Origin of the sequence: Massilia glaciei, assembly GCF_003011895.2 — a bacterium.
GTDB lineage: Bacteria > Pseudomonadota > Gammaproteobacteria > Burkholderiales > Burkholderiaceae_D > Telluria_A > Telluria_A glaciei.
Window position 1 is genome coordinate 1 of the sequence record NZ_PXWF02000272.1, and the last position, 24,554, is coordinate 24,554.

The 24,554-nt window shown below is 51.2% G+C and carries 22 protein-coding genes and 2 tRNA genes; 14 read left to right on the top strand and 10 right to left on the bottom strand.

Translation table 11 applies throughout. The annotated features are described in order from the left end of the window. Positions 1-78 precede the first annotated feature (78 nt). Together C7C56_RS19905 and C7C56_RS19910 are read left to right on the top strand one after the other, a co-directional pair. Positions 79-155 (top strand) — tRNA-Pro (locus C7C56_RS19905). 80 nt (positions 156-235) lie between these two features. Beyond that, positions 236-312, top strand: a tRNA-Arg gene (locus C7C56_RS19910). Positions 313-487: 175 nt separating this feature from the next. Here the strand turns inward: C7C56_RS19910 and C7C56_RS19915 are convergent. The 6 genes from C7C56_RS19915 to C7C56_RS28340 form a co-directional block, all read right to left on the bottom strand. Continuing rightward, positions 488-787: a hypothetical protein gene (locus tag C7C56_RS19915; RefSeq protein WP_106759111.1), complete on the bottom strand. Its 300-nt coding sequence runs from the start codon at positions 785-787 to the stop codon at positions 488-490. After that, positions 784-984, bottom strand: coding sequence for a helix-turn-helix domain-containing protein (locus C7C56_RS19920; RefSeq protein WP_219933198.1), 201 nt, complete (start codon positions 982-984; stop codon positions 784-786). Before C7C56_RS19920 ends, C7C56_RS19915 begins: the two co-directional genes overlap by 4 nt. A gap of 125 nt (positions 985-1,109) precedes the next feature. Next, a complete protein-coding gene (locus tag C7C56_RS28330) occupies positions 1,110-1,613 on the bottom strand; it encodes a hypothetical protein (protein WP_146204565.1) in 504 nt (167 codons plus the stop codon). Positions 1,614-1,627: 14 nt separating this feature from the next. Next, complete coding sequence (locus C7C56_RS28335; RefSeq protein WP_146204566.1) at positions 1,628-2,143, bottom strand: hypothetical protein; 516 nt, start codon at positions 2,141-2,143, stop codon at positions 1,628-1,630. Positions 2,144-2,211: 68 nt separating this feature from the next. Then, positions 2,212-2,433, bottom strand: coding sequence for a hypothetical protein (locus C7C56_RS19925; RefSeq protein ID WP_106759112.1), 222 nt, complete (start codon positions 2,431-2,433; stop codon positions 2,212-2,214). Between the two features lie 44 nt (positions 2,434-2,477). Then, a complete protein-coding gene (locus tag C7C56_RS28340) occupies positions 2,478-2,702 on the bottom strand; it encodes a hypothetical protein (protein ID WP_146204567.1) in 225 nt (74 codons plus the stop codon). Positions 2,703-2,835: 133 nt separating this feature from the next. Between C7C56_RS28340 and C7C56_RS19930 the strand changes: the two genes are divergently transcribed. From C7C56_RS19930 to C7C56_RS19945, 5 genes are all read left to right on the top strand, one after another. Next, positions 2,836-3,273: a transcriptional regulator gene (locus tag C7C56_RS19930; protein WP_106759113.1), complete on the top strand. Its 438-nt coding sequence runs from the start codon at positions 2,836-2,838 to the stop codon at positions 3,271-3,273. A 177-nt stretch (positions 3,274-3,450) separates the two neighbouring features. Further along, positions 3,451-4,143 carry a hypothetical protein gene (locus C7C56_RS28345; protein WP_146204568.1) on the top strand — a complete coding sequence of 231 codons (693 nt, stop codon included), beginning with the start codon at positions 3,451-3,453 and terminating at the stop codon, positions 4,141-4,143. A gap of 546 nt (positions 4,144-4,689) precedes the next feature. Continuing rightward, positions 4,690-5,652: a DUF932 domain-containing protein gene (locus tag C7C56_RS19935; protein WP_106759131.1), complete on the top strand. Its 963-nt coding sequence runs from the start codon at positions 4,690-4,692 to the stop codon at positions 5,650-5,652. A gap of 77 nt (positions 5,653-5,729) precedes the next feature. Further along, a complete protein-coding gene (locus tag C7C56_RS19940) occupies positions 5,730-6,740 on the top strand; it encodes a YqaJ viral recombinase family nuclease (protein ID WP_370660230.1) in 1,011 nt (336 codons plus the stop codon). Between the two features lie 79 nt (positions 6,741-6,819). Continuing rightward, the gene (locus C7C56_RS19945; protein WP_106759114.1) at positions 6,820-7,752 is read left to right on the top strand and encodes a recombination directionality factor; all 933 of its coding nucleotides are present in this window, start codon (positions 6,820-6,822) and stop codon (positions 7,750-7,752) included. A gap of 1,026 nt (positions 7,753-8,778) precedes the next feature. On the opposite strand, the gene C7C56_RS19950 is transcribed toward C7C56_RS19945, so the two are convergent. Beyond that, the gene (locus C7C56_RS19950) at positions 8,779-10,431 is read right to left on the bottom strand and encodes a YecA family protein (protein ID WP_106759115.1); all 1,653 of its coding nucleotides are present in this window, start codon (positions 10,429-10,431) and stop codon (positions 8,779-8,781) included. A gap of 252 nt (positions 10,432-10,683) precedes the next feature. Between C7C56_RS19950 and C7C56_RS19955 the strand changes: the two genes are divergently transcribed. The 7 genes from C7C56_RS19955 to C7C56_RS19980 all read left to right on the top strand — a co-directional run bounded on the left by C7C56_RS19955 (position 10,684) and on the right by C7C56_RS19980 (position 20,359). Next, positions 10,684-12,558, top strand: a complete 1,875-nt coding sequence (locus C7C56_RS19955) for a type I restriction-modification system subunit M (protein ID WP_106759116.1) — start codon at positions 10,684-10,686, stop codon at positions 12,556-12,558. After that, positions 12,555-13,859, top strand: a complete 1,305-nt coding sequence (locus tag C7C56_RS19960) for a restriction endonuclease subunit S (protein ID WP_106759117.1) — start codon at positions 12,555-12,557, stop codon at positions 13,857-13,859. Before C7C56_RS19955 ends, C7C56_RS19960 begins: the two co-directional genes overlap by 4 nt. Further along, entirely contained in the window at positions 13,859-14,959 is a 1,101-nt protein-coding gene (locus C7C56_RS19965; protein WP_106759118.1) for a DUF4268 domain-containing protein, read from the top strand. Before C7C56_RS19960 ends, C7C56_RS19965 begins: the two co-directional genes overlap by 1 nt. Before the next feature lie 5 nt (positions 14,960-14,964). Then, complete coding sequence (locus C7C56_RS19970) at positions 14,965-18,060, top strand: type I restriction endonuclease subunit R (protein WP_106759119.1); 3,096 nt, start codon at positions 14,965-14,967, stop codon at positions 18,058-18,060. A gap of 113 nt (positions 18,061-18,173) precedes the next feature. Next, entirely contained in the window at positions 18,174-18,668 is a 495-nt protein-coding gene (locus tag C7C56_RS28350; protein WP_146204569.1) for a hypothetical protein, read from the top strand. Between the two features lie 76 nt (positions 18,669-18,744). After that, on the top strand, positions 18,745-19,287 hold the full coding sequence (locus C7C56_RS19975) for a HEPN domain-containing protein (protein WP_106759120.1): 543 nt from the start codon (positions 18,745-18,747) through the stop codon (positions 19,285-19,287). A 43-nt stretch (positions 19,288-19,330) separates the two neighbouring features. After that, entirely contained in the window at positions 19,331-20,359 is a 1,029-nt protein-coding gene (locus C7C56_RS19980) for a RelA/SpoT domain-containing protein (protein ID WP_106759121.1), read from the top strand. 6 nt (positions 20,360-20,365) lie between these two features. Here the strand turns inward: C7C56_RS19980 and C7C56_RS19985 are convergent, their stop codons facing one another. From C7C56_RS19985 to C7C56_RS19990, 3 genes are all read right to left on the bottom strand, one after another. Continuing rightward, positions 20,366-20,683: an H-NS histone family protein gene (locus C7C56_RS19985; protein ID WP_106759122.1), complete on the bottom strand. Its 318-nt coding sequence runs from the start codon at positions 20,681-20,683 to the stop codon at positions 20,366-20,368. A 65-nt stretch (positions 20,684-20,748) separates the two neighbouring features. Next, a complete protein-coding gene (locus tag C7C56_RS28355) occupies positions 20,749-21,144 on the bottom strand; it encodes a hypothetical protein (protein WP_146204570.1) in 396 nt (131 codons plus the stop codon). A 508-nt stretch (positions 21,145-21,652) separates the two neighbouring features. Beyond that, positions 21,653-24,514, bottom strand: a complete 2,862-nt coding sequence (locus tag C7C56_RS19990) for a DUF927 domain-containing protein (protein WP_106759123.1) — start codon at positions 24,512-24,514, stop codon at positions 21,653-21,655. Positions 24,515-24,554 lie beyond the last annotated feature (40 nt).

The following is a 24,554-nucleotide window of genomic DNA, read 5'->3' on the forward strand; positions in this document are numbered from 1 at the left end:
TCGCTTTTGAATTGAGAACTGCTGTTATTGATGGCGGAACATTGACGGAAAGTGGTGGCTGCGGTATTATCTTGTCTTCGGAGTGTGGCGCAGCCCGGTAGCGCACCTGGTTTGGGACCAGGGGGTCCAAGGTTCGAATCCTTGTACTCCGACCAGAAATATCAAAAGCGGGTTGTCTCTGACAGCCCGCTTTGCATTTGTGCAGCACATTCGTAGCGCACGTCATTTTTTCTGACTGCCCATAGCTCAGTTGGATAGAGCATCAGCCTTCTAAGCTGAGGGTCACAGGTTCGATTCCTGTTGGGCAGGCCAAATTTTCCTTTAAAATCAATAGCTTGCGTAGCTGATTGTGTCGATTTTATGGGGCTTTAAATTTCTGTGATACCCATGTGCTACTGGGGAAAGATATAGCAATATATTCTTCGGGCCGCCGTCTACCTATTCTTCCATAAGCACGAACATCACAAACGTCACCAGAAACGCCAGTTCAAAGGCCATGGCGCTTCACCACGGCATTTATTTCGGCTCGGGCACATTCGTCCCATAGATAGGTTCGGACGAGCTTGTAGAGGTCCACGTCGTTCACGGAGCCACCGGACAGGTTGCAGGCCAGGACCAGCGCCACCACGCCCTGGTCGCACTGGAACCGGTCGAGCATCCGGTAGCTGCCGCAGGTAACGGTCTCATTAGGGGGAGCTACATACGATTCCTGGCCTCGGCACAAGCGCAACGCCTGATTGATTTGAATCGTCGCTTCTTGTTTGAGTGTTTTGTCGGTCGGGGTCATAGCGAGCCTCTCAGTTGATGCAGTTCGAGACCCGAGAGTTTAGCCATCAGCTTGGCCTTGTCGATATTTGATATTCGCTGACGCTTGATCCAAGTGTGAATCGATGTATTGGACACACCCATCGCATGGGCTGCCTTTGTTGGTCCGCCGAGACGGTTGACGGCAATTTTTACAGAATTTTGGGAGAAGAAGAGCATGGTCGCTTAAAAGTAAATTGACAAGAATCTGTTACATCCTTGTCAGTATTATTTTAAGCTGCCATTTTTTAAATTCAGAGATTTTACAAATAAATATTAAGACGACTTAGAACTATACGGCAATATTACAGATCGGGTAGGTCGTGAGTTTTATAGTATGGCGACACGGCTATCTGTCCAATCTCGAACGGCCCATCAAGCCTAAAGTCATTTTCTTGCGTCCCAGTGCGCACATATCGCCACACCCTTGCCCTTCCATTGATCAGCTTCCAGCATCCTGAAAATATTTCGTTCTCTCCGTTAGTACCAAACAATATTCTCGCTCCTGCTCCACATCTATCCTCTTCACTTGCTACTCCAAAGGTTAAATTTAGATTGTTGGAAGAAATTTTTCCGTAGGTCGAGCGTTCTACACATTCATTCATCGTAAAGCCGACGCACGAAGAGAAACTAATATTGGTTTTCTGAGCTATTCGCTCAACGTCGTCTGTCGAAACAACATCAGGTTGCTCAATTATCGGCTCTGTTGTCACGGGCGAACTGGAATAAGATCTAAACATTATTTCGATGGCAACCATCGAAGCCGCGATTGTCAAGCTAGCGATAATTCGAAAATTTGTGAGTGACATTTCGTTTCTTGTAGTTAAAAAATTCGATTCCACGCATCTGCAAAAATCATTGTCATTGATCGATTGATTAATTTTGTTCCGTATTTTGGAAGTTCATGATCCAAGTAATATCGATTCAGCTGGAATTTTGGAACAGCGTCGTTTCGGATGGTGATTATTTCATTTGGAGCATCTTCCGTAGACACAGCTATTTTTCCATAGACCCCATTGACCCCATCCACCCTACTGATCCATATCCAACAACCTTTTACTTTTACATCTCGATACGTCTTAATATCTGGAAAAGATCTGGTCAACTGCCTGCCGCCATTCAAGAAACAATTTGGTTCCAACGCTGAATGCAATGTATAAAAAGGGAATATTTGTGCAAATATTTTGGGATCTTGTACTGGGCCGACAGTCATCATATTCATTAGACTGCTAATGTCACCTTCTGCGCTAGGCTCGAAATGGTGACGTATTAGGATGTAGCTTGGAATTAGTAGGGAAATCGCCAATACACTGAAAATTGCTAATTTTTTATATCTCACACCATTCCCCTTAAAAGCTCAAAGAATCTTCAGATGCCTATGAATGTAACCAGATAGACAGCGACTGTCTACTTCCCCGATTTCGCTCTGGCGATGGTGGACTTTCGCATAAGGTCGTTGTCCCTCGTCGTGGCACGGTTCACCCCCCGTTCAGTCCAGTAGCCATCGGCGTCGGTGTATCCCAACCGTCGCTGTGCCGCTTCGGACATTTCACCGAGAGGTTTGATCTTCGCGTCGAATTTCGTGCCGGGCACCCACTGTCCAGCATCCAGCAATTTTTTTAGGCTCATGTTCGTCCTTGATTAAAGCAGCATAAAAGTTGCTTTCTTGGCAATCATTGGCCATTTTCCTGCCGGCTCGTGTAGAGGGCAATCAAACCTGTCGCCAATGCCGTGACTAATGCTGCCGCTGCTGCCGCTCCCAGGCCCGCTCCAAAGCTGGGGAAGAAACCGTTTTTTGCGTTCTGAAAATCGTTTCTGTCGAAAAGCGGCTGCGGTCGCAAGGATAGTCCTGTCACTTTGCGTGCACGGCGTTGACCGCTCTCATCTGTCGTTTCCATATGCTGCTCTCCCGACCGCATTGGCCTATTCGTGTTTGTAAACGCAACTTTAAGTAACAGAGAATAAACCATGCAGTTGTCTGGCGCAACCAGTAGTTTTCATTGCTGGTGCAGTATCTTGGACACTGGAGGAATGCCAAGCCCAGACGAAAAATCAGCGTTCTCCCTGCGCCTCAAACAGGCGCTCAAGCGCAGCCCCAAGAAGATCGACACGGCCACCGAACTGGCGTTGAACTTCAACCTTCGCCACCCCAGCGGCCCGATCACCACGCAGGCAGCTCAAAAATGGATCACGGGGCAGTCGCTGCCCACCATCGACAAAATCGCCACCTTGGCGGAATGGTTGAACGTGTCGCTGCAATGGCTTCGGTTTGGCATTGCCGAAGAACGGCCGACTGCAACCAAGCACAGCAGGACGAGGAGGGCCACAACGGCAGCGTCGACACCGCCACCGACAGCGGATGAGCTGGCACTGCTGGAAAAGCTGCGGGCCATGCCTGAGTATCGCCGCGACCTGGTCGTCGAAATCGTGGAGCAGTTTGCCATTGAGCAAATGATGTGGCGGGGGTAGTGCGGGACGGAGCAAGTGGTTAGTCGTTGAAATCTAGGCGTGTAGACAATCGCCATATAAAATCGCTTTCTGGGGGAAGTCATTTTCCGACATACAATTGGCCTCTGTCGGCCGCCCTGACGGAAACAGTATCTATAGCCCTTCCATTTATTATTGGACCTAGCCGGAGATTCCTTCATGCAACCAATTAGAGGTTTAGCTGAATTGCAGAACGATATTGTGATTTTTTTCAATAATTCAAAGACTAAAACAGCAGCAGGTGGTGACTCTGATAATTATGGACCTCAAGGATCGCACAATCGCTTATCAATTTTTGAAATGGCCTGTCTTGGAAATCCTGAGAAAACTATTCAAGGTGAATTGTTGTGTTATCTGAGAAGTCTTAATTGGAATGTCGTGCAAGAGGCAGGATACCTTCATACCCCAGGAATAAAGCGAAATTTTGATTTTGTCGTTTTTGATACTTTTAATGGTGACAAACAAATATTGTGTGTTGTTGAGATAAAGCACTTCAGTGCGAATCAGGGGAGTTCTGTTAATTTAAGCAATGGCTTGGACATTGATTACCTATTGCCTCGTCCAAGTGTTCCATTGATGCAAATTGGAGTTTACACAGTTGTCAATGGAATATATCCAGTACTGGTATCTCCGTATGTCAATGGCTTGTATCGGTTTGTTAATACATATTGCAGGGGGGGCTTGCCGCCCCGGAACGATTTTTTAAACATATTCGGTGCGTGGCAAAGCGGGAAAAATTGGTTGCATCCGGTTAATATGTCCAGTTCATCACCAACGCAAACAGATTTCAAAATGGCATTGGGAAATTGTATTTCAGGGTACGTTGAATACTTCGTTGGAGTGCGAAATTGAGTTTGAGTAAACGGACCAGAGTGACGACAGGAGTCGATGCCAATTCTATGCTTCAGTTCGCCACTTCGGTGCGAAGTACATAATCAGGAATAGTTAACCTTGTGCTATTAAAATTCGGATTGAAAATTCGTAATATAGGTTGAATAAAAGGCAATGCCGCTATTGTTCAATTCGATTTTTGTGGGTCTTCTGTTTTTCGAATAGTCGAATGCCTGCGCACAATCCTCCCGCCCGGTCAATCCAATATCCCAGCTCATCCTTGGTATAAGAACAGTGAAAGAAATATAACGCTGTCCCAACATCAAGGAGATCCAAAATGAACAGCTTCACCAATTTCCTGCTGGTCGTGCTGGTCAAGATCATTTTCGTCGTCGTTGAAACATTGCACGAAATCTTCGCCCAAGGCAAAACCGCTTAACTCCGTACCGCTACACCTCCCCGCAATTCCCCTGGCCAATTCGGCCTCAATACCAACCTCGCGTTCCCATGCCCTTGCTGCACTCTCGCAGCGGCATCGTCACGCCTATTCACCTTGAAGGAAAAATCATGGCTCACCTCGTCGAAACAATGGCCTACGTCAACGAAACACCTTGGCATGGACTCGGCAACCAGCTCACATCCAAGCAGCCGCTGGAAGTCTGGGCGAAACAAGCGGGAATGGACTGGGAGATTCGTGAGGCGCCTGTCCGCTTCATGACTGAGAGCCTCGGCAGTCTTGGTGCGATCATGTCGTTCCCTGAAAATAAAGTTCTATTCCGCTCCGATACCAACGCGCCGCTTAGTGTCGTCAGCCAGCGCTACCAGGTTGTCCAGCCCCGTGAAATCCTGGAGTTCTACCGGGACCTGACGGAAATCTCCGGATTCGAACTGGAGACGGCTGGGATCTTGAAGGGCGGTCGCAAGATCTGGGCACTTGCCAAGACGGGGCAGTCCGTCACGCTCAAAGGCAACGACGTAACGAACGCCTACGTTCTACTCGCTACGGCTTGCGACGGCACGCTGGCGACGACGGCGCAATTTACTAGCATTCGGGTCGTCTGCAACAACACGCTGGCTGTGGCCCTGGCCGGCAGCAATGGCGCGGTGAAAGTGCCTCACTCGACCAGCTTCGATCCGCAATCAGTAAAAAAACAGCTCGGTATCTCGGTCTCGACATGGGACTCGTTCATGTACCAAATGAAGGGACTGAGCGAACGCAAGGTGAAGTCGGCGGAAGCGTTCAACTACTTCCTGCGGGTCTTCACGGACCAGAGCAAGACGGCGGCAACGGGCCTGAGCAACGAGCGTGCAATGACCAAGGCCATGACCCTATATGAAGGCCACGGAAAGGGGGCGGAACTGGCTTCGTCGAAGGGAACGGCCTTCGGCCTACTCAACTCCGTCACCGAGTTTGTCGATCACGAGCGCCGTGCCCGATCCGTCGATCACCGCCTGGAATCAGCATGGTTCGGGCAGGGAGCCACACTCAAACAAAAGGCACTCGACCAGGCGCTGTTGATGCTGTCCTGACCACCACCGTTTCACCACCACGCTACAAAGCCCGGCTGAACTAATCCCTCGGTCGGGCTTTTCACATTGAGGAGTCCATGATGAGTAATACGGCAATTGAAGGAAGAGCGAATCGGCCAGCGCTGCGGCTGGTGTCGACGAAGGAATTGAGTCGGACGGATTGGCTGAATGTGCGCAAAGGCGGGATCGGTAGCAGCGATGCTGCGGCAGCGGTTGGGCTCAATCCTTACCAGTCGCAACTTGAACTGTGGATGATCAAGACCGGGCGGGATGGATGCTTGCCCAAGATCGATCCCAACGATGAAACCTCACCCATGTACTGGGGATCGTTGCTGGAACCCATCGTGGCTGCGCATTACACCAAGCATTCCGGCAATCGGGTAAGGCGGATCAACGCTGTCTTGCAACACCCGGACCCGGATCGGTCGTGGATGCTGGCCAACCTGGACTACACCGTTGTTGGCGCCGGTGACGTGCAAATCCTCGAATGCAAAACCGCTGGCGAGTTCGGCGCTAGGCTGTGGCGTGATGGCGTTCCGGAATATGTCGTCCTGCAAGTGCAGCATCAATTGGCCGTCACGAACAAAATCGCAGCCGACGTTTGTGTGTTGGTTTGCGGCCAGGAAATCCGTTTCCATCGAATTGAACGTGACGATGCCTTGATCAATCGCCTGATCGAGCTGGAGCGGAAATTCTGGACCTATGTGGAAACCGACACGCCACCGCCAGCCGATGGTTCCGACTCTGCGGCCATGGCGCTGCAATGCTTATATCCGCACGATTCCGGGAACACTTTGGACCTCACCCAAGACCGGGAAATGTCGTCAGTTTTCGCCGATCTGGTGACTATCCGTGACGACATCGCCAGCCGGGAAAAGGTCGAGGCCGAACTCAAGCAGCGCATTCAACAGCGCATGGGCGAAGCCAGCAGAGCCAGGTTCGAGACGGGCGACGTGTCCTGGAAGCGCAGCAAGGACGGGCTCGGCCTGGACGTAACCACTCTGATTAAAGAGCAGCCGGAATTGCTTGCAGCGTATCCACTGGTCCGTCCTGGCTCACGTCGGTTTCTGGTCAATACGAAGCAGTAGATTCCCGCAATTTCCTGTAATACAACGCCCTCCCCATGCTGCAACTGGGGCGGGCACTTTCCCATTGAAGGAGTCAAAAATGATCAAAGGACTTGCAATAACGCCGCCAATCCTGGGGCGGATTTCCATCGGAAAGGTGGTCGAGCGGAACGGCAAGCGTCTTCCCGAAAAAGACGACCAGTTCACCATTACCAGTCAGGTCCAGAACAGGGAAGGCTGGGTCTTGCATCCGTTCGATGAGGGACTGCGAAAAGCGGCGATCAACGGCAAGATCCGGTCCATTCCTGTGCGGGTCTTGTTCAACGATCCGGACCTGAACCTGCGTGCGGAATATAGCTTGTTCGACCGCACCACTGGAAGGCCGCTGTGCGTTGGCGATGGAGAGACTTGCAGGCGCTACACGGCCTCGGGGATCCAGTCCTTGCCTTGCCCTTCCCCGGACAGTTGCGAGCTCGCTAAGGGCGGTCTGTGCAAGCCCTATGGCCGTTTGAACGTGAAAATCGGGGACGAGGATGAGATGGGCAGCTTCATCTTTCGGACCACCGGCTACAACTCGATCCGGTCCCTCACGGCCAGGCTGAACTACTACCAGGCGGTGTCAGGTGGGCTGCTGGCGTGTCTGCCGCTGGAGTTGCGGTTGCGTGGCAAGAGCACCACCATGAGCCACCGGTCAGCGGTGTACTACGTCGATTTGACAGTACGAGAAGGAATGACACTGGAAGAGGCCATCACCGAAGCCAAGCAGAACGATGCACGGCGGCGAGAGGTTGGCTACAACCAGACCGCTCTTGACGAAAGCGCCAGGGCTGGCTTTGCCAATGGCGCGTTCGAGGAATCGGGCGAGGAAATTCCGGAGATCGTGGAGGAGTTCTTTCCTGATACCGGCGCTGAAACCGCAACGGTTGATGGCAACGACGAGGCGCTTGTGCCGGCGCTCAAACCGGCCAAGCCTTCGCTTCGTGAAAAGCTGGACAAGAAGGCCGGCAGCGACAAGCCAGGAGAATTGCCATGATCCTGATCGGCATGATCACAGTTTGTATCGGCATTCCGGTCCTGATAATTGTCGCAGGCGTGGCGTTACTCTTGCTGGGGAAGGCGATTTTGAGCAGCGTCTTCTTTGGTGGCTAATCGCCGCCTTAGCTCCGTTAGTTCGAGGGGCTTTTTTTGGTTCATCAACTTTCGATCAATTCGCGGTTCTACGCCTGAATGTCAATTTATTCGCCAAACCTTTGATACTTTAGAGCGCCTAACAAAACCACCCAACGTACCTCCAACAGATGAGTGAACACGCAAGCGAAAGAAAGGCCTGGTGAATGTCGGCTCTTCGGAGAGAAGTGCTTTGCCCATGACATCAGTCCGTCTGCGAATACGCCCCTCATCTTAGCCCGGCCCGTGGCCACGCACGACCGCTACGCCCCATTGCTGACGGTCGCATTATTACCAATACCCTATTGCGGGTTGCGGGTTAGAATTAGACCACGAGCGCTTGCTCGGACTAATGGAGAATATACATGCCCACTTACGGTGTGGAAGCTGTTGCTTATAACAAAGATGGGAAAAGGCTCAACGGGAATTGTCATACCATCAAGGCCGATACTTCACGCGAGGCTGAGCGCTTGGCGGCTAGCCGCCAGAAGAGTCACGTTGACACTGCAAGAGTAGAGACCCGCATCATCCATGAGTCCCGCTAAACTGGGTCGGCAATTGGCATGAGAAACAAAGCCGCGACATCGCGGCCTTGTTTGTTTCTAACGTCAATCGGATAAAACGGTTTAGATAACAACAAGATAGCGCGTGCATGGGTTTTTAAAACGTTGAAAACTCTGCGTCGCAGGTCCGCTTTTGGCCGGCTCCTGCCGATTGTACTCGACAGTAGCGGTGCCGTCAGATCTCGGCCGCTGCCGCCCCAAAGCGGACCTCGTCTACCGCCGCAAAACGGACGTTAAGTGCAGTCAGCATCGCAAGGCGAAAGCGAAAGCTCGATGTTGAGACATCTGTGAAAAAACGGCCAGAAGGCGTATCAGCCAGTCGTTATCGGTCAAGGATCGGTGGATTTAGGATTTAAGGCTGCGCTTGAATCCACCTTTGCCATCTCTCGCCGCATTATTGAATCGGCCATTCGCGTGCAGTATTCGGTGGCCAGTTCCTCCTGAGTCATCTCCTTCAGTCGTTCAATGTTTGGGGCATGTCGCATGAACTCGATAAGGTTTCCTCGTGAACTGTGCGAGTAGGTTTCCCAAAAAAAGTTGAACCAATCCAGGGCCGTCTTAGGGCTTGGACGGCCGGCGTTGCGGTCAATGACGCCGAAGAAGGTTGCAGGGTGCTGTGCATTGGCCTGCAATTCCTCATCCGTCAATGGAATCTGTACGAAGAACCGTTGCTGATCGTCGCTGCAAAAAACGCAAGATGCCGCTTTCCATTCGGGCATGACGACACCGCTTTCTAACGTTGCTTCGATCTCCATTCCACCGGGTCCCGGCACGTCCATGCGGCGACCAATCTGTAGCCGTGCTTCGGAATAGCCGTTCAAAAAAGCCTCAGCCTCTCCGTCGAATGTGGCAGGGATATTTCCGTGCTTCTGCATGGACTCCAGCAGAGCGAAGATTGGCGCATGCCGTCGCCTCACTTCAACCTGTTGTGGCAGAGTCTTCAGCCCTGGCTTTAGATCTTCAATGTGGAAGCCCCATAGCAGCATTCCAGAAGGTAAGTCGATGGCATCAAGGTGATGCTCCCCTGGTTCGTACGTAGTAACGACATATGCCGGAGGCAGAGTCTTCCCGATGGGGTCTCGCTCATAGTGCTTGAGCAGTTTCTCAGCCTCTACGAGTGGAATGGGAGCGAGACCAGACTTTACTCTGCCGACTTCCAAGCGCGCGTCGTTCGTGTCGATAAATACAATGCGGGGATGGTCCGAATGTTTGCGAAGGGCCCCAAACATCTGCTTGTTGACCTTCATTCGCCTCCCTTCGCGCCGCTTGGCCTCGACCGTGTAGGTTGCCCCAAAAGCTGCGTGCGTAGCTATGAACTCCACGTGGGTCGAGCGTCTATCAGATTCATCCTCATGCTGCAAAGTGAAGCCAGCGCGAAGCAAGGCGGCGGCGACACGCACTTCGTACAACGCGCCGGGGAAATTTTGGGGGCACTTTATCCGGTTGATCAGCAGCTGCTGGACCTCGACTGCATGCTTCAGGGCGTACAGATCGTACGCAAAGTGCAAATAGGCTGATGAAGCCCCTGTTATAGCCTGACCGAAGCCTGGACCCTCCTGCTCTAGGTGAGCCTTCCGTTGTTCATCGCTGCGGGCGGCCCAGGTGAGAATGCGATGTCGTTCTTCTGGCGGTTTAGCGACCTCAGACATCCACCAATCCTTCCCCAATACGATCTTCGGATAGTCGTTCAGGAAATCATGAAACGTCTTCCAGTTCTTTGAGTAATGGACTGTTGAGCCAACGGCTACGATCCTGTGATCCTTAAATTGCACGGAAATGATTGGCTTGCCAAGACCCTGCTGCTCACGTCGTTGGAATTCTTGGGCATCATGCCGGGCGCGCATTGTCTGCAGTTCCTGACGCATGGTCGGACTGTTTAGTATTCGCAGAGTGTCGAGACTGGCGAATGACCCATGGCATTTCTTGAACTTGCGGCCACTACCACACGGGCAGGGATCATTTCGAGAAGGTTTTTTGCTCATCTACTCCATTCTCTCAAAAAATAATCGTAAATGGAGGTTCGAACTGCCTTCACTGCTGCGTCGCCGTACTTCCCCATGGTTCCTCCAATGTTGTGCCTTGATTTTGCCACACGTACTGTTGAGGTGGAATTTTTTAGGGGACAGCTTTCACGAACCTACAAAATTCCAGTTTTTCGTGGGTTGTCATCGTCGGAAATCTAACCAAATCTCTCACCTTTCTTTTCCTCCAACGCCTATGCGCTTGCCCTTACAATGCCTGATAGAAATCAACTTTCAGGATCCAAAGTGGCGTCAAATTATTCCGAAATTGCATCCTTCACTTGGTCGGTAGCCGACCTGCTTCGTGGCGATTACAAACAATCCGACTACGGGAAGGTAATTTTGCCGTTCACCTTGCTCCGTCGTATGGACTGCGTACTTGAAGCAAGCAAGGCTGCTGTCTTGGCCGAGGTCGAGGCGAGGAAAGGCCAGGGGATTGACCTCAAGACTTTTCTGACCAAGAAGGCTGCGCAATCGTTTTACAACACGTCACCGTTCGATTTTGCAAAGCTTCAAGGCGACCCTGCCCACATCAAAGCCAACCTGATCGCATACATCAACGCGTTCTCGGATAACGCACGCGATATTTTCGAGAGGTACGATTTTTTCAAACAGATCGAAAAGCTCGACGACAACAATCTGCTGTTCTTGATTGTGCAGAAGTTCGCTGCGATCGATCTGCACCCGAACGTTGTCAGCAACGCGGACATGGGGCTCGTGTTCGAGGATTTGATCCGTCGTTTTGCTGAGCTCTCGAACGAGACTGCCGGGGAGCACTACACGCCAAGGGAAGTCATTCGGTTGATGGTGGATTTGCTTTTCACCACCGACGATGAAGCACTGACCAAGCCTGGGATTGTGAGGTCGATTTACGACCCTACAGCGGGCACTGGTGGCATGTTGTCCATCGCTGGCGAACACTTGCAAAGCCTTAACCCAAAGGCTCGCATGGTGATGTTTGGCCAGGAACTCAACGATGAGTCCTACGCCATCTGCAAGGCCGACATGCTCATCAAGGGCCAAGATGTCGGCAACATCATCATGGGGAATACGCTTTCCGACGATGGTCACGCCGGCAAAGACTTCGACTACATGTTGTCGAATCCGCCCTTTGGCGTCGAGTGGAAAAAGGTTGAGAAGGACATTCGCAAGGAGCACGAGCAGCGGGGTCATGCTGGGCGTTTTGGCCCTGGCTTGCCACGTGTGTCTGACGGTAGCTTACTGTTCCTGATGCACCTGCTTTCCAAAATGCGCCCTTTCGACAAGAACAAGGACGAGGGCGGTTCCCGTATTGGCATCGTGTTGAATGGGTCTCCTTTGTTCACTGGTGGCGCTGGATCTGGCGAGTCCGAAATTCGCGGCTGGATCATCGAGAACGACTGGCTCGAAGCGATCGTGGCGCTGCCGACAGATATGTTCTACAACACCGGCATTTCGACGTATATCTGGATACTGACGAACAAGAAAAGCGAAGCCAGAAAAGGCAAGGTCCAGCTCATCAACGGTGCAGAGTATTACCGTAAGATGCGCAAGACACTGGGCAGCAAGCGCAAAGAGCTAGCTCCTGCTGACATCGAACGCCTCGTCGAGTTGCATGGCCGTTTTGAAGAACTACGCCAGGTGAAAGTCATTGGTGCGGACGGCAAAACGATCAGCGATTGCGTTGTGCCTTCTGACGAAACAATCCCGACAGCACCCGAAGGTGGCAAGGTAGAGACGTTCTTGGTGTCCCGTATTTTCGACAACAATGACTTTGGATACAGCACCATAACGGTCGAGCGTCCGCTCACGGACGAGCACGGCAGGACAGTCGCCGACAAGAAGGGCAAAGCCAAGGCTGACGCCAAGCTGCGTGATACGGAAAACGTGCCCCTAAAGGACGACATCGAAGCCTACTTCAAGCGGGAAGTGCTACCGCATGTGCCGGACGCTTGGATCGACCACGACAAGACCAAGATCGGATACGAAATTCCCTTCAACCGATTCTTCTACCAGTACACGCCACCACGTTCCCTCGAAGTGATTGATGCCGAGCTCAAGGCGGTGACGAGCGAGATTCTTGCGCTGCTGAATGAGGTGACGGCGTGAAGTTCAAGCCACACCCCAAGTACAAGGCATCGGGCGTGGAGTGGCTCGGCGACGTTCCGGCAGATTGGAAAATCAAGCGATTAAAACTGGCATGTGATGTTCAGACCGGCGACAAAGACACAGTTGATGCCGTTAAAGACGGAGCGTATCCGTTATTCGTCCGCTCTCAAACCATCGAACGCATCAACACCTTCACCTTTGATTGTGAGGCTGTGCTCACAGCTGGGGATGGTGTTGGAGTCGGGAAGGTTTTTCATTATTACAACGGCCCGTTTGATTTTCATCAGCGGGTCTACATGCTAAATAATTTTCGCCACGTATCTGGACGGTTTCTATATTTTTTCTTGAAAGAGAACTTTCATCGGGTAGCCCTTGAAGGTGGTGCCAAATCAACCGTGGATTCGCTTCGAATGCCATTGTTTCTGAATTTTCCGCTTACCGTACCGTCACCCCCCGAGCAATTGGCGATATGTGCCTTTCTCGACCGTGAAACCGCCAAGATCGACACACTGATCGCCAAGCAAGAAGCGATGATCGAGCTGCTAAAAGAAAAGCGACAGGCGGTGATTTCGCATGCGGTAACGAAGGGGCTTGACCCGAACGTGCCAATGAAGGACAGCAAGGTGGAGTGGCTTGGCGACGTGCCTGAGCATTGGACGACAGCGCCAATTAAATATGCAATCAATTCAATTGAACAAGGCTGGAGTCCCCAGTGCAATGGATATCCGGCAGGGCCTGGAGAATGGGGCGTCCTTAAAGTCGGATGCGTAAACTACGGCACCTTTAATCCCGAACAGAACAAGTCATTGCCTGCTGAGCTGAACGCGATTTCTGAATTAGCCGTCGCACGGGGCGACCTGTTGATTTCCCGCGCGAATACGAGAGAGCTGGTTGGAAGCGCTGCCGTCGTCCACGATGACTATCCAAGGCTGATGCTTTGCGACAAGCTGTATCGTTTGCGTGTAGATAAAAACCAATGTGTCGCCCAATTCGTGGCGCTATTTCTAGGCACGGCCATAGTTAGAAACCAAATTGAACTAGCGGCTGGCGGTGCGAGCGCTTCGATGTTGAACATCGCTCAAGGAACGATTTTGAATTTGCAAATTCCCTTGCCTAACGTGACAGAGCAGCTGTCGATACTTGCATCTATAGAAAGCACAACTCGGAAGTTGGACACTCTAATTTCAAAAGCACAGCAAGCCATCTCCCTGCAAATGGAGCATCGCACCGCTCTGATCTCCGCTGCTGTGACGGGCAAGATCGACGTACGAAACGAAGTCGCTGAAAGGAAGGCCGCGTAATGGCGATTTTCGAAATCACTAGAGAATGCATGACCCCGCTGTCAGAGACTAGCTTTGGCGTCGAAGGGATTTATGAACGCAATGATCTCCAGCGACACCTAAAGCAGCACATTAGCGTGTTGTCGAGCGACCTGATGGTGATTTCTGAAGAATACGGGGATTGGATCGACAGCAATCGACGAATTGACCTTCTGTGTATCGATGCGGAAGCGAATATTGTGGTCGTCGAAATCAAGCGCACCAGCGATGGCGGTCACATGGAATTGCAAGCCATCCGATATGCCGCAATGCTGTCCACCATGACGTTCAAGCAGCTGATCGACGCTCATGCATCCTATGTTAGGCCGCAGGGTCAGACCCATGAAGAAGCTGAAGCTGCCGTTTTAGCTTTCTTGCGATGGGACGAAGCAAATGAAGAGGACTTTGCGAAAGAAGTACGGATCATCCTTGCTGCTGCTGATTTTTCCAAAGAAATCACAACATCTGTGATGTGGTTGAACGATCACGAAATCGATATTCGCTGCATTAGGCTTAAGCCATATCGGCTACCAGATGGGCGAGTTCTTCTAGATGTCCAGCAAATCATTCCGCTACCTGAGGCGGCAGACTATCAGACGAAGATACGAGCGAAAGAACAGGCGGAGAAGGAGCATCGCGTAGAAAGACATGAAATTCGGTATCAGTTCTGGACAGACCTTCTTGAATACGCAAAAACGAAGACTTCACTATTTTCGGGGAAGAAGCCTACAGCTGCCGGCGGGTTCGGGGTCAGTCCAGGCAAGGCGGGGCTACTGTTGGGATTTGTGACACGTGGAAATGATGCCCATGTCGAACTTGAGATCGACTACCGGGATGCAACGAAATGTTTAGAAGTTTATCGACATTTTCAGCAGCACTCTGTGGAAATTGGCGAAACATTTGACGGCGAAATTGACTGGGATCAGTCCTCCGAAAGGCGGGCTTGCCATATACGTTGCTTCGTATCCGGTGGATGGAAGTCGCCGAGGGAAGAATGGCCTCTTATTCACAAAAACCTCGTGGACAAGATGATCAAGCTTGAGGCCGCAGTTCGACCATACATCGCTTCAATTCCGGGTTAGACGCTATGACCAGTCCACACAAAGAAATCCACTTCGAAGCCGACATCGTCGCTCACTTGATCAGTCACGGCTGGTTGGAAGGCGAGGCTGCCAAGTACGACCGGGAATTTGCGCTGTACCCCGATGACGTGATCGGGTGGATCCAAGACACGCAGCCTAAAGCATGGGAAAAGCTGACTGCCACTCACAACGGCGCTTCCGTCAAAACACTTTTGGCCAGGCTGGCGCAGGTGCTCGACAAGGAGGGCTCGCTAGCAGTGCTGAGGCAGGGCTTCAAGGACTTGTCCAGCAAGTTTGATATGTGTCAATTTCGTCCAGCTCAAGCCATCAATCCGGCGACGATAGATCGCTACAGCAAAGTGCGTTGTAGGGTCGTTCGCCAAGTTCGTTACAGTCTGTCGAACGAAAACTCCATCGACCTGATCTTCTTCATCAACGGTATCCCGGTCGCTACGGCTGAACTCAAAACCGATTTCACACAAACGATTGACGACGCCAAGAATCAGTACCGCTACGACCGCAATCCGAAAGACCCTACCAGCAAGCGAGAAGAGCCACTGCTGGCATTTAAGCGAAGGGCCTTGGTCCACTTTGCCGTCTCAACCGATGAGGTCTGGATGGCCACGGAGCTGCGTGGCAAGGAAACGTTCTTCTTGCCGTTCAACCTTGGGAGCGAAGGCGGCGCTGGCAACCCCGCCAACCCGCACGGATACCGGACCTCGTATTGGTGGGAGCGCACGCTGGACCGGGATGCCTGGCTCAACATTGTAGGTCGGTTTGTCCACTTATCACGGGAAGAAAAGAAGAACGCCGAGGGCAAAAAAGAAGTCAAGGAGCGGCTGATATTCCCACGATTTCACCAATGGGAAGGCGTGACGAAGCTGATTGCCACGGCCAAGGCGGAGAAGGCAGGGCACAAGTACCTGATTCAGCATTCGGCGGGGTCGGGAAAAACGAATTCCATCGCCTGGCTGGCGCATCAGTTGTCCAATCTTCACGACGACGCTGACGCCAAGATATTTTCATCCGTCATTGTCATCACGGACCGGACCATCCTAGACCAGCAACTGCAAGACGCCATCTACCAGTTCGAACACAAGCAGGGTGTTGTCTGCCGTGTCACCAACGAGGGCGTTAAATCCGCCCAGCTCGCCCAAGCGTTGAAAGACAACGTTCCGATTATCATCGTCACGATCCAAACATTTCCGTTCGTGCTGGAGGCGATTCAGAAAGAAACTTCGCTCAAGACCCGTACCTACGCCATCATTGCCGACGAGGCCCATTCGTCCCAGACTGGCGCTGCCGCCAAGAACCTCAAGAAGGTGTTGACCGCCGAGCAGATCGAAGAAGGCGAAGAGTTCAGCAATGAGGATTTGTTGATCGCTGAAATGGCGGCACGGCCACAGCCGAGCTCCCTAAGCTACTTCGCTTTTACCGCTACGCCAAAAAGCAAGACACTCGAACTATTCGGGCGTGCCCCCGATGCCACTTTGCCGGCGTCGGACACCAATCTACCGGAAGCATTCCACGTCTACTCAATGCGTCAGGCGATTGAAGAGGGTTTTATTCTCGATGTCCTGTTGAACTACACGCCGTACAAGCTGGCATTCAAGTTGGCCCATAACGGTAAGGACTACGACAACGACACCGTAGATCAGAGCGATGCAATGATTTCGCTGATGCGCTGGGTCCGGCTCCACCCGTACAACATCTCGCAGAAAGTTCAGGTCATCGTTGAGCACTTCAAGGCTCACGTGGCTTGGCGGTTGAACGGTCAGGCTAAGGCGATGGTAGTCACCTCGTCCCGGAAAGAGGCGGTCCGCTACAAGGTGGCCATCGACAAGTACATCAAATCACAAGACTACAAATCATTGGCCACGCTCGTAGCCTTCTCCGGCGAAGTTGTTGACGGCGAAAGTGGCCCTGGCGAATTCACCGAAGCGAATATGAATCCAGGTCTGAAGGGCCGAGATCTGCGAGAAGCCTTTGACACCGATGAGTTTCAGATTCTTCTGGTAGCGAACAAATACCAGACCGGCTTCGATCAGCCCAAGCTTGTGTCGATGTACGTGGACAAGAAGCTGGCCGGTGTCGCAGCCGTACAAACCCTTTCCCGGTTGAACCGGACTATGCCAGGCAAGGACCAAACGTTTGTCATCGACTTCGTCAACGATCCCGAAGAGATCAAGGCGGCGTTTCAGCCATATTTCGAGACCGCCGAGCTGGCCGACGTCTCGGACCCGAATTTGATCCATGACCTACAGAGCAAACTCGATGCCGCACGCATCTACAGTCCCGAAGAAGTGGAGGGGCTCGTTGCAGCCTATTTCAAGGCCCGCCAAGGCGATATGCAAGCCAAGGTGGCGCCTGCGGTAGATCGATACCGTGTGCAGTTCAGAGAGGCCATAGAGGCCGCTGACGAGGAAGCGATCGACGAGCTACAGATCTTCCGCAAGGACGTGGGCGGCTTCATTCGTGCTTACGATTTTCTGTCGCAGATCGTTGACTTCGGCGACACCGACCTGGAGAAGCGCTCGATCTACTTCAAGCATCTGCTGCCTTGGTTGAAAGATGAGCGCAGTCATGATCCCGTTGATCTGTCTGCTGTGAAGTTGACCCACTACAAACTGAGTGACACGGGGAAGCAGGCAATCAAGCTCGGGCAGGACCTTGAAGAATACAAGCTCAAGCCCCTGACTGATATCGGTTCAGGAAAATCCCGCGATCCGGAAGTAGCGATGCTGTCGGCAATCATCGCCAAGATGAACGACCTCTTCGAGGGTGACCTGACGGACAACGACTTGCTTGCGCTTGCGAACCACGTCGGTGGACTGATGATGGACAACGAGATGTTGGCGGAGCAAGCAGCCGCTAACACCAAAGAACAGTTCGGCGCTAGCCCGGACTACAAGAATGTGATGCTCGACTCCGTTGCGGACGGCTTGGACAAGTATCAGGAAATGGCCAAGCAGGTCTTAAACAGCCCCCGAGTGCAAGATGGATTGTCCGAAATTCTGCTGGATCTGGTATTTGCGGGGTTTGCGAAGAGGCGGGGAGACGCTAATATACTTAGCGGAAATATTCCACCTACTACTCGCTGAAACCTACAACATTATCTATATTTACGAATAGGGCGAGAATGACAATTCTGTTTATCGTGTTATTGCATTCTATTCCTGTATTCTTAATCGGGGCCATTTGGTTGGATAGTAAAATGGCGACCATTGTCGCCTCGATAATTAGTGGAATTGTTGCCCTAAGCACTGGCAATGAAGCTTTTATTTTTGCGGATCTTCTAGGAATATCCGTAGCTACATGGCTAAGTTTTTGTGCAATAAATTCGCCAAGTGCTACGGTTGTTGCTCGGAGGCTGCTGGAATTAGCTCAGAAGAAGGCTGGATTGCTTGCAGATGAAAGGCATATTTTGAGTGAACTTAACGAGAGGTTCTCCTCTGAAAAGGCTTTGAGAGAGCGGCGGAGCAAGCAGAGAATTTCAGGGGTTTCGCTTGGCGTTTTCTTATTTATCGCTTTGATATATTTATTAATTAGCCAGATAATAAATGGTTTTGCAGAAGCGGCAATAGCATTGGTTGTCGGAGCATTCGCACTTGCATTGGTATGGGGCATCATGAATGCGGAATGGGGCAAGGTCGAATTAGAAATAAGACTCCAAAAGGTTCGGCGAGAGCTTGAAAAGTTAAGCAAATAAAACTTCAAATTATATTAATTAACAAACATTAACAACCCTAGATCTTGAGCATCATGGGGAGGAGCTAAAGAATTTCATGTCGCGTGCTATCCAAAGTTTTGAATATGGCATTAAAGATGCCGAAGAGCTTCTCGCCCATTTCGATGCCTTGAATGGCAATCCCCCGCCAGCCAACGCCGAGGTGTTGAAGCGTGCTGGGCTCGTTATGGCCTTGACGGCTTGGGAAACCTACGTCGAGGACAGGTTGGTTGAATCGATGGAAAAAAAGCTAGGTGCTGTTGCTGGGAGCTACGTTGGTGATTTTGTTTCGAAGAAATTGAGTCAGGATTTAAAGCAATTTCATAACCCGAATTCAGAAAAAACGAAGCGGTTATTTTTGGAGTATTTGGGAGTTGACGTAACCGCTGGTTGGGTTTGGTCAAACCATGATCCGGAAAAGGCAAAAACAGCCCTCAACACCTGGATAGGGAAACGCGGGGATGCTGTGCATCGATCCCGACCAGTCAACAATGGCGCTCCAGTTGCCCATCTAATCAAGAGGGACGAGCTCGAAAAAGTAATTCGATTTGTCAAAGAGCTGGTAAAAGCGACGGAAACGTTTGTAATTAAAAATACTTAAGACTGCCCTTTCCTTTATGTGATTAGCAACTAGAAAGAATAAGATGTCGTACTACGCTAAGCCAGATTACCCCAGAGCAAAGGTCAATGAGGCAGGCAGAAAACTTGCCGGGCTTGAGTTCGATGACGCCAAAAATTATCTAATGATAATTGACAATTGGAGGGCTGCGCATGCTCATCCATTAAATGCGTTTTATATGACGTTGAAGCGGCGAGCTGCAAAGTTTGCTCGAGCAGCCTTAGTGGTGCAGCGAATTAAACGGCTTGAGTCTATCGCGTTTAAATTGATACACAACGACAAAATGAAGTTGACACAAATGCAGGACATTGCTGGGTGTCGTGCAGTTCTTCCTAGTGTAGAGAGTGTCAGAAAATTGCAGCGATATTACCAAGCGGAACCTCTTTCCCACACCTACAATGGCTGTAAAGATTATATCGATGAGCCAAAAGAGACGGGCTACAGAGGCATTCATCTTAAATATAGCATCGCAAGTGTAAATGCCGAATGGCCATATAACGGCCTAAAAATAGAAATACAGTTGAGAACGCTTTTGCAGCATAAATGGGCGACAGCTGTCGAGGCGGCAGAAACTTTTACCGGGCAAGCATTAAAATCAAACCAAGGCAGCCAGGATTGGAGACGCTTTTTCTCCTTGATGAGTTCTGTTTTTGCGATTCGAGAAAATAGTCCGACTGTCCCTGGAACGCCAAATAACATTGCCGCACTGCATGCTGAGATTAGGCGGCTGGATAAAGAACATCACATGGCAGCAACATTTTCTGGCTATCGAGCAATCTTTCCTCAGGTCGAGAAATTAAAGGATGCCAAATACTTCTTGGTTCGACTTGACCCTATAAATCGCCTTGTGCGTGTTAAGGGATTCAAGCAAAACGAGTCGAAGGAAGCGAATAGGCTGTACACAGAAGCAGAAAATGAAATAGACAAGAAATCGGCTGTCCGAGTTGTGCTGGTTTCCGTTTCTTCTATTGCGTCTTTACGTCGTGCATATCCGAACTATTTCTTAGATACCGATGCATTTCTTTCCGAAGTCAATTTTATAGTCGGGAATTAAGTCGGTTTACTTGGAAAGTTCACCCAAACTGTTCCCCGCTTCAAGCAACGCCTTGACCCACAGCGGCTGACGACCACGGCCGCTCCAGGTCTGGCTAGCGTCATCAGGGTTACGATATTTGGCAGCCACAGGAGCCGATTTGGCACGTTTTGGAGCCTTGGTGGCGACGATGTCGGCTACCGACAGGCCAGAGCTCTGGGCGATGTGTAGGATCTGCTCACGAGCCTTGCTGATGGCAAGGAAATGGTGAGTTTTGAGCGCTTCTTGAACTTGTGATTCGAGAGTGCGGAGGTCGGTGAGGGAGAGCTTTGACAGGTCTTTCATTTATTTTCGGTCCTTTGCGCTGTGGATAAAAACAGTGAAATTATTGCGGATAAATTAAATCGTACTTATTTCTCCACCATTTCGAACTTTTTTTTTGAAAGATACACATTAAATTCCTTTGAGAGTTCTTTCTGTATCTTCATATCATCAAACACTTCTTTCGTCGTGTTTTTTTTGGGGTCTCTGTTGGAAAAATCAGGATCTTCCTCCTGTTGTCTTTTTGCAACATAATTCGTGAAAAATTCGTGCGAAGTACAAATGGACCTGGACGTGAATGGTTCAATACGGATATCGAAAACTAATGGCTTCCATCCTCCCACATTGGACGATCTACCAGTTTGAAAAATTTCCAATTCTGAGTAAGCTCTAAGTACAGGCGTAAAAGTATAATTTTCAACGGTAAGCAAAATTGGGGTTTCAATGGGACAGGAGATACCATTTTTCCCAAAAGAAGCGTGCATATGTATTCCATAGTAATTCCACGCGACTATAGAAAATACGAACGTAAACAAAAAAGGCAATAAAATTTTCTTATTCTTAATTTTGGAATATTTCATTTTAACTATTTTTCGTGTGGCAATTTTTGAAGAGTCGGAGATGGAAAATTTGGCCCAAAACGATGTCGATACAGGATAAAAATTTAAAGAGTTCGTTCTTCGGAAATTCGAAGTTTTGTCACCCATGTCACCCAAGTGTCACCCACGATATTTCGACAAAAAAATTAAAATAATTAATTTCTCATAGCGGAAATCGGCGCTGTCACCCATGTCACCCATGTCACCCACCAAAAACGTCAATTTTTCAAATTCACTAAGTCCATGGTAAAAATAGTGAAAAGGGAAACTGGTTATTTATGAGGGAGACAAGGGAGACAAAGGAGACAAAAGTGACACATACAAATAAATAAGGGCTAAGGCTATTGTTTTTGACTCTAATATCTGTCTCCTAAGTGTCACCCACTTTCAAAAACTAGGTGACAGCTTCGCCCATGATATCGGCCTTCAAATGATAGACTCGTACTCGTACTTTCCCACTGCCAGGGATTCGAGTTTGTCTTTGTGGCTTGCCATCTCTATCTGTAAGAAGTAAACCCTTTTCAAGCAAGATTTTTGTAACAAACGTTGGATTCAGTCCTCGGCATACTTCGCTGGCATAAGCCTCGGGAAGAATCAGATATTCCGTGCGTTCGTCTTCGCCTAGTCTTCGGAATCCCGCTCGTTGAATTGTCTTATTTGTTGCATCATACTCCGGGTTTCCGAGCAATTCAACGAATGACGTGAATCGGCTTTCCCCGTGCAATTCAATGAAACGCCTGACCTGGGCGATGGCCTGCGTGGCTTCATGATTGCCAACGCCACCACGAATCTCAATCCACGACTCAAAGCATTTGCGACAGGCATCGACTGCCTCACCCTCGGGCCATGGCAAAATGCCCAGCTCGATGCAAATCTCACCTGCCGCTGCCACTAAGCCAAAGCGTCGAGCAACACGGCCGACCTGGCCCGTAGCTCCTTCCGGGACGTGGGTATCGACAAATGTCTGAATCAGCGCTCGTACCTTTTCCACCAACTGCGGTTGTAGCTCCAGGTCCGCCAGTATTCCGACGAAGGCTCGACCGGCATGGCCATGATGCTGCGTTGCTGCGCCCTTGAGTTCTTCGGCGAAAACCTGGGAGGACTTTGCCCCGTGAATATTCTCGAAGACGCCAAGGCTACGACCAGCATCAGCGGCGATCTCGACCATGCGTACTTCCTGTCCGGCCATGACCTGCATTCCAGCCCCGGCCATGAGGTCCCCCATGCTTTTTTCACCTGACGACAGTACCAGGTTGCGGAAATGTTTAACGGCTTTCGCATCGCCGCTGCGGCCGGCCCTGCTTTTGCCTAGGCCGTTGCCAAGCATATATGCGGCCTCTCCCGCTGCCTTACCATCAGCCTGGCCCAACTCGTCGAGCGGAAGCAGGATATCGTTGTGCATCGTTGCTACGCCTTCGAGTCCGCTCAACGTCGCATGCCAGGTTCTAATAAGCGAAGTGCCACCCCACACACTTGACCCGAGCGACAGGCAAACTGATTTGCCGATACTGCTTGAGCCTCGCAAGTGAAAGCCACCGTTGTCCTCTCCGAGCAGGTGCAACAGGGGAGGGGCCAGGCCAATGCAAATCGAGGCCACCGCTCTGGAGTTTCCTTGGCACGGTTTGGCAATATGCGCCTGCCAGGTTTCCAGGGTGCCCTTCTTCGAGAATCGCTTTATCTCGTCGGGTTTGTCGGTCTGGAAGACGACACGTTCCTCGGGGCCGCCACCGAATACGGCATCAGGTAACACGAACGAGCCATTGGACCAGCCCGGCTGAGTAACCGCTGTTGCCCTCGCTTCCGGTTTTGCCGCAACAAGGTATGCTGCCAGTCCTTCGTGGGCCTTCTTGCCCGGCTCAATCGTTGCCCCGTTTCGGAGTAGAGCCGCACGGTACGCCTCTCCCGCCCCTGCAAGTAATTCCCTGGGCAGTGCCCAATTCTTGGTGACGCCATCGGGATCGGTGAAGCGCAGTTCGGTGCCCCAGTTGTTGCTTTCCTTGTCACGGGTAAGCGCCGTCACGTCGATCCTTGAGCAGAGGCGAACAGCGACAGGCTCGTCGTCGTCGGCCTTTTTCGTCAGTTGATAGACCCCGCTCGGCTTGACGACAAAGGAATTCCCGATTTCATACTCGTCAGGAAGTTGGGCCATGGCCGTCTGCGCCGCCGACAATTGGTGCTTAAACATCCACCCCATCAGCCCAGCCGGTGCTTTTGTCACATCGCCGTTTGGCCTGTGACAGCCACCGCTAGGGCAACCCTCGAACCCCTGTTCTTGAATTCGTTGGCAGGTGTGGGGTCTCGTCGTGTTGCGGAAGCGCTCGATTCTGTTGCCGGTTTCGGTCTCGTCGTAACCATCGTGCTGGTCACTGGCGGCATGGATCCATTCTTCGCTTTCTGAGAAGACGCATGCATTGGTGATCATGGCCGACCACAGCGGCTCTTTCAGGTCTGCTTGGTTCTCCGGTGCCGAAGCGAACTGCATGAATTTACAGCGCTCGACGACATGCCTCAGTCCCTGCTTGTAATTGAGATCCGGACCGCTGGACTCGATTCCCTCGATTTCAGGAAGGCGTCCGCCCGTGACGCTGCGATGGAACGTCAATGGATGGCTTTGTACCAGTGCCGCCAGTTCCGGCAGATCCGCCACGGACAGGAAGCGTCCGACCTGAACACTGGAAAAGTGGTCACTGTTGCCGACCGGGTGGGCTGGTTTGTAATAGAGGCGGCTGGCGTCCTTCGTCGTGGGATCATTCGCGTTCCCAGCCATGGCATTGACACGTGCCCAGACCGTTGGCCAGTCCACCGCTTTGACCGGTGCCGCTAGCGGGAGGACCAGGCGGAATTTTGGCTTGGCCGCCGTGTGGCTGAACGAGCTGTGTGCCAGGCAAGCGAATCCGGCGAATCGTTCAATCACGGCCTCGGGCGTGGATCCCCCGTCCACATCAATGACGGCAAAGTGAATTTCATCGACCCCTGCGTTGCCTCGGGTATGGCCAATGAGGTAGCTGACCGGGGACCAAGCAGGGCCGTCCTTGTGGGATCGAGCGGGATGGAGCAAGAAATCCGTGCAAAAGCTGTCCCAGGTGTGGGTTGCTGGCTTCGGGGTCGGGTCCTTGCTGTTGTTGAATCGGCTGACCTTGAATTTATGTCCGGGCTCGATTTTCGGTTCCGCCCCGGCGCTAACATCAGGTGCGAAAATACTGCTATTTTTTGCTAATTGTGGCGTAACGCCATCGTTTTTATTGTTAAAATACATATAGATAGTTTTTGTTATTTTTATTTTTGGCCCGCCCGGA

Bases quoted from the DNA above. Each gene is read 5' to 3' on its own strand.
- C7C56_RS19915 (WP_106759111.1), bottom strand. From the start codon at position 787: ATGACCCCGACCGACAAAACACTCAAACAAGAAGCGACGATTCAAATC.
- C7C56_RS19920 (WP_219933198.1), bottom strand. From the start codon at position 984: ATGCTCTTCTTCTCCCAAAATTCTGTAAAAATTGCCGTCAACCGTCTC.
- C7C56_RS28330 (WP_146204565.1), bottom strand. From the start codon at position 1,613: ATGTCACTCACAAATTTTCGAATTATCGCTAGCTTGACAATCGCGGCT.
- C7C56_RS19925 (WP_106759112.1), bottom strand. From the start codon at position 2,433: ATGAGCCTAAAAAAATTGCTGGATGCTGGACAGTGGGTGCCCGGCACG.
- C7C56_RS28340 (WP_146204567.1), bottom strand. From the start codon at position 2,702: ATGGAAACGACAGATGAGAGCGGTCAACGCCGTGCACGCAAAGTGACA.
- C7C56_RS19930 (WP_106759113.1), top strand. From the start codon at position 2,836: ATGCCAAGCCCAGACGAAAAATCAGCGTTCTCCCTGCGCCTCAAACAG.
- C7C56_RS28345 (WP_146204568.1), top strand. From the start codon at position 3,451: ATGCAACCAATTAGAGGTTTAGCTGAATTGCAGAACGATATTGTGATT.
- C7C56_RS19935 (WP_106759131.1), top strand. From the start codon at position 4,690: ATGGCTCACCTCGTCGAAACAATGGCCTACGTCAACGAAACACCTTGG.
- C7C56_RS19940 (WP_370660230.1), top strand. From the start codon at position 5,730: ATGATGAGTAATACGGCAATTGAAGGAAGAGCGAATCGGCCAGCGCTG.
- C7C56_RS19945 (WP_106759114.1), top strand. From the start codon at position 6,820: ATGATCAAAGGACTTGCAATAACGCCGCCAATCCTGGGGCGGATTTCC.
- C7C56_RS19950 (WP_106759115.1), bottom strand. From the start codon at position 10,431: ATGAGCAAAAAACCTTCTCGAAATGATCCCTGCCCGTGTGGTAGTGGC.
- C7C56_RS19955 (WP_106759116.1), top strand. From the start codon at position 10,684: ATGCCTGATAGAAATCAACTTTCAGGATCCAAAGTGGCGTCAAATTAT.
- C7C56_RS19965 (WP_106759118.1), top strand. From the start codon at position 13,859: ATGGCGATTTTCGAAATCACTAGAGAATGCATGACCCCGCTGTCAGAG.
- C7C56_RS19970 (WP_106759119.1), top strand. From the start codon at position 14,965: ATGACCAGTCCACACAAAGAAATCCACTTCGAAGCCGACATCGTCGCT.
- C7C56_RS28350 (WP_146204569.1), top strand. From the start codon at position 18,174: ATGGCGACCATTGTCGCCTCGATAATTAGTGGAATTGTTGCCCTAAGC.
- C7C56_RS19975 (WP_106759120.1), top strand. From the start codon at position 18,745: ATGTCGCGTGCTATCCAAAGTTTTGAATATGGCATTAAAGATGCCGAA.
- C7C56_RS19980 (WP_106759121.1), top strand. From the start codon at position 19,331: ATGTCGTACTACGCTAAGCCAGATTACCCCAGAGCAAAGGTCAATGAG.
- C7C56_RS19985 (WP_106759122.1), bottom strand. From the start codon at position 20,683: ATGAAAGACCTGTCAAAGCTCTCCCTCACCGACCTCCGCACTCTCGAA.
- C7C56_RS28355 (WP_146204570.1), bottom strand. From the start codon at position 21,144: ATGCACGCTTCTTTTGGGAAAAATGGTATCTCCTGTCCCATTGAAACC.
- C7C56_RS19990 (WP_106759123.1), bottom strand. From the start codon at position 24,514: ATGTATTTTAACAATAAAAACGATGGCGTTACGCCACAATTAGCAAAA.